Raw genomic sequence first — 2,572 nt, 5'->3', positions numbered from 1 at the left:
GTAAGCGTCTCGGCATTACCGTATTTCAGCCTCGCTTAAAAGTCTGTACCTTTGCGCGCACAAATTATTATGAATATGGCAAGCAAAGACAAGTACAAGAGTCTCCTTGAACGGTACAAGCAGGCCCTCATCAAGAATCCCAAGCTGAACCTATCGGCTTATTGCCGGTTAAACGATGTCAGTGTCTCCGGCATGCATCATTACATTGAGGACATCGGTCAGTCGGTCAAGTCCATAAGGGATGCTGTCCTGAAAGCGAAGGAGCATCAGGATTGTGAAGCGTTTGTACCCTTTACGGCAGACAGCCCACATTCCGACGTCGACCGTGCGGCCATCACGATCCAACTATCCAACGGGACTTTAGTGTCGGTTTCCCATTGCGATGCCGGCATCATCACGGCGGTGTTGAATGCGTTAAAGTAACTGCCTATGTTCGGACTTTCAGAATCAACAGTGTATTACATGTGCCAACATCCGGTGGACATGCGCAAGGGTATCAACGGGCTGTACAAACTTGTGCGCTCAGAGATGAAGATGTCACCCCTTACGGGTTGCGTTTTCATCTTTTATGGCAAGAATCATCAGAGCATCAAGCTGCTTCGTTGGGACACCGATGGATTCGTTCTTTATCAGAAGCGCCTTGAGAAAGGCACCTTCGAGATACCCAAGTTCGACGAGGCCACTGGGGGCTACAGGATGCCCTGGAAGACGTTTTCTCTGATCATGCAGGGCGTTTCGCTCCGGTCTGCGAGATACCGCAAGAGATTTAAGATTGAAGTTTAGAATACATCTAACTGTTTGATATACAGTAAAATAATCTATAAATAATCATTAAAACATGCTTGATTGTCAGATAAATTTAGTACCTTTGTACTATGACAAAGGACGAAATCATAGCATCGCTGATGGATCAGTTGAAGGACGCCAATGCGCGGATAACCGCTCTTACCGACAGGGTAAACGAGCTGTTGGCCCGTTTAACGGCCCTTACCGGCCTGGTAGCTGAACAGACCTCTGTCATAACATCCCTGGAAAAAGAAGCCGGAAAGAAGGAGATGGAGCTTCAAAAAAGCAACAACAAGCTCAAAGGCGTAAGCAAACTTCTTGAGAAGGAGAGCGAGCAGCAGGTGGAGAAGCCGCAGCTAACAGACGAGGAAAAGAAAGTCCTTGACGAGGCCAGGAGCATCCGCCGGAAGGCCCGTGGCAACAACGGTGCCAAGAGAGACATCCATGAGGAGTGCGAGGTGGAATACAAGGACGTTTATCCTGATGACCCATCCTTCGACAAGCTCAAGGCACATCCACTGGAGAAGATGAAGGAGAACGGCACGCCGGACTATCAGTTCTGTACGAGATACGTCTATGTACCGGGGCACTTCAAGAAAGTAATCTACAGACTCCACCGCTTCACGCAGGACGGCAAGGTGTTTGAGCCAAAGACCCCACCGGCTGTATTTATGAACTCCAGTTACACTTCGTCCTTTGTCGCCGGACTTCTTCAGCTGCGCTATATGTACGCCATGCCAGTGGAGCGGATCATCCATTATTTTGAAGATCAGGGCTTCAACCTCAAGAAACCGACAGCCGGCTTTCTGTTGGGCAGGGCGGCGGAGACGTTGGGAAACTTCTACAGGGCCATACGCAAGGTGGTGCTCAGCGACGACTACATTGCTTCGGACGAGACCTACTTCAAGATACTTGTCCCGGAGAAGAACTCCAAGGGAAAGGGAGTGAAGAAAGGCTACTTCTGGGTCATCGTGGGCCAGAAGAGCGGACTGCTGTATGTCGTCTACCGAGACGGCTCGCGCGCCGGAGATGTCATCTACGATGAGCTTCACGGATATCACGGCACCATGCACAGCGATGCGGCAAGCTTCTACAGAAAGATACAGGGCGACGATTTCCCCAATATAACAAGGATAGCCTGCCTGCAGCACATCAAGAGGAAGTTCATTGATTGCATGGACGCCGAGCCGGAAGCCAAGGAGATGGTCAAACTCATCAACAAGCTCTACCACGAAGAACACAAACACAAGATAGGAGAAAACAGTTGGACGGTGGAGGACAACTTCAGTTGGCGACAACAGTACGCCCCCGCCATACTGGCAGAGATAAAGGACAAGCTCGATGAAATACTGAAAAAGCCGAACCTGCTTCCAGGCAGCGAACTGTCCGAGGCCGCCAGCTACTTCAACAACGAATGGGAGGCGGTAGTCGACATCTTCAAGAGAGGCGACACCGCACTTGACAATAATCTCGTCGAACGGATGAATCGCTACTTCTCCATGTCCAGAAGGAGCTCACTCTTCTTCGGTTCTCATAAGGGAGCCGAAAGGGCAGCTGTGCTCTATACACTCGCATTGTCTGCCAAGATGAACCATCTCAACATCTTTGAATACCTCACCGACATCCTTGACAAGACTGCCCAATGGCAACCCAATGCACCATTGGAGAATTATAGAAACCTATTGCCAGACCGTTGGCAACCTTCCACAAAAGACTAACAAAACTGGGCAAGCCTCCTCTCTTGATCAGTTTTTTTGTGGCAATACGTGAATACCGATACGCTTAC

At 49.8% G+C, this 2,572-nt stretch carries 3 protein-coding genes; all 3 read left to right on the top strand.

All coding sequences use genetic code 11. The annotated features are described in order from the left end of the window. Positions 1-75 precede the first annotated feature (75 nt). The 3 genes from FYJ73_RS15475 to tnpC all read left to right on the top strand — a co-directional run bounded on the left by FYJ73_RS15475 (position 76) and on the right by tnpC (position 2,504). Positions 76-423 carry a hypothetical protein gene (locus tag FYJ73_RS15475; RefSeq protein WP_154535639.1) on the top strand — a complete coding sequence of 116 codons (348 nt, stop codon included), beginning with the start codon at positions 76-78 and terminating at the stop codon, positions 421-423. Between the two features lie 39 nt (positions 424-462). Next, positions 463-783 carry an IS66 family insertion sequence element accessory protein TnpB gene (gene tnpB, locus FYJ73_RS15470; protein ID WP_235899424.1) on the top strand — a complete coding sequence of 107 codons (321 nt, stop codon included), beginning with the start codon at positions 463-465 and terminating at the stop codon, positions 781-783. 92 nt (positions 784-875) lie between these two features. After that, positions 876-2,504: an IS66 family transposase gene (gene tnpC, locus FYJ73_RS15465; RefSeq protein ID WP_154535637.1), complete on the top strand. Its 1,629-nt coding sequence runs from the start codon at positions 876-878 to the stop codon at positions 2,502-2,504. Positions 2,505-2,572 lie beyond the last annotated feature (68 nt).

Origin of the sequence: Hallella mizrahii (assembly GCF_009695775.1) — a bacterium.
Lineage (GTDB): Bacteria > Bacteroidota > Bacteroidia > Bacteroidales > Bacteroidaceae > Prevotella > Prevotella mizrahii.
The sequence above is the reverse complement of the archived record's forward strand: the minus strand, read 5'-3'. Positions and strand labels throughout refer to the sequence as shown.

What these genes read in the sequence shown, in the direction of transcription:
- FYJ73_RS15475 (WP_154535639.1), top strand. Translation starts at nt 76, where the DNA reads ATGGCAAGCAAAGACAAGTACAAGAGTCTCCTTGAACGGTACAAGCAG.
- tnpB (WP_235899424.1), top strand. Translation starts at nt 463, where the DNA reads ATGTGCCAACATCCGGTGGACATGCGCAAGGGTATCAACGGGCTGTAC.
- tnpC (WP_154535637.1), top strand. Translation starts at nt 876, where the DNA reads ATGACAAAGGACGAAATCATAGCATCGCTGATGGATCAGTTGAAGGAC.